Origin of the sequence: Delftia sp. ZNC0008, from assembly GCF_000799035.1 — a bacterium.
GTDB lineage: Bacteria > Pseudomonadota > Gammaproteobacteria > Burkholderiales > Burkholderiaceae_C > Comamonas > Comamonas tsuruhatensis.
Genome location: NZ_JTKZ01000831.1, coordinates 1 through 948 on the forward strand (window position 1 = coordinate 1; position 948 = coordinate 948).

Consider the following 948-nt stretch of genomic DNA (forward strand, 5'->3'; position numbering starts at 1 on the left):
CACGGCCCTGCAGCCGCCGGGCATTGATCTCGTCACAGGGGGACGAGCTATGGCGGAGATGGTGCTTGAGGCGCAAGGCGCGCAGCCACTTGAGTTGGGCGCGCCTCGCGTGCGCAATGGCTTGGATGCATCCCTGGGCATCGAAGGGCTGGACCTCGTTCGCACGGACTTCGCAGTCATTGCACTGGAGCAGGTCGCACCCGACCAGGTTGTGCAGGCCCGCAGCGGCCGCCCGCTGGAGATGGGCACGCCGGAGGCTCGGCCCGGCGCAGTGACGGTGCAAGCCGTCAGCGCGCAGCCCCTGGTGCTGGGCGCGCCGGGCGCCGGCACCCGCCTCCTGGCTCAGGGCGTTCATCTATTGGAGCTCGGCATGCCTGCCGCGGGCATTCGCCTGCAGGCCAGCGCCGCCCGGCCTCTGGAGCTTGGCGTGCCGATGGTTGCTGTGGCGCTGCAAGTCGAGGGCATTGATCTGGTGCGAGCGGGCACGGCCAGCATCGCGCTACCCACCGCGCAGCTGCTGGCCGCCAGCGCCTATGTCCTGGAGTTGGGCACGCCAGGCTTGCCTTCCACAACCGTCCGCGCACGCGTCAGTTTCCCGCTGCAGCTGGGCATGCCGGCCGTGGCCAGGGAGAACACATGCTGACCTTCGCAAAATTCAGCGGCATCAACAACGTTCTGCCTGAGCACCGCCTGGGCGGTGATGCGCTGCTGGCGGCCGAGAACGTGGACATCGGGCTCACGGGCGAGGTCACACGCCGCGCCGGTCTCGCCCAGGTATCCGACCTCTGCCACAAGAACCTGCACCAAGCCCGCGGCTTCATGCTCGCCACGGTGGGCGCGCAGCTGACAGCGATCCATCCCGACGGCACGCGCCACGTCATTCACCCATCCCTTGGGCCTGAGCGGGTCTGGTACTGCAACCTTCCCGACGGCCGCACGACTTGGACA

At 68.7% G+C, this 948-nt stretch carries 1 protein-coding gene and 1 pseudogene; both read left to right on the top strand.

Translation table 11 applies throughout. From position 1 onward, the window contains the following. Positions 1-643: hypothetical protein (locus tag L995_RS26670; protein WP_047474349.1), on the top strand; the 643-nt coding region annotated here is incomplete at its 5' end. Then, a pseudogene (locus L995_RS26675) lies at positions 637-948 on the top strand (hypothetical protein); the annotation flags it as partial. The gene L995_RS26670 and the pseudogene L995_RS26675, both read left to right, overlap by 7 nt.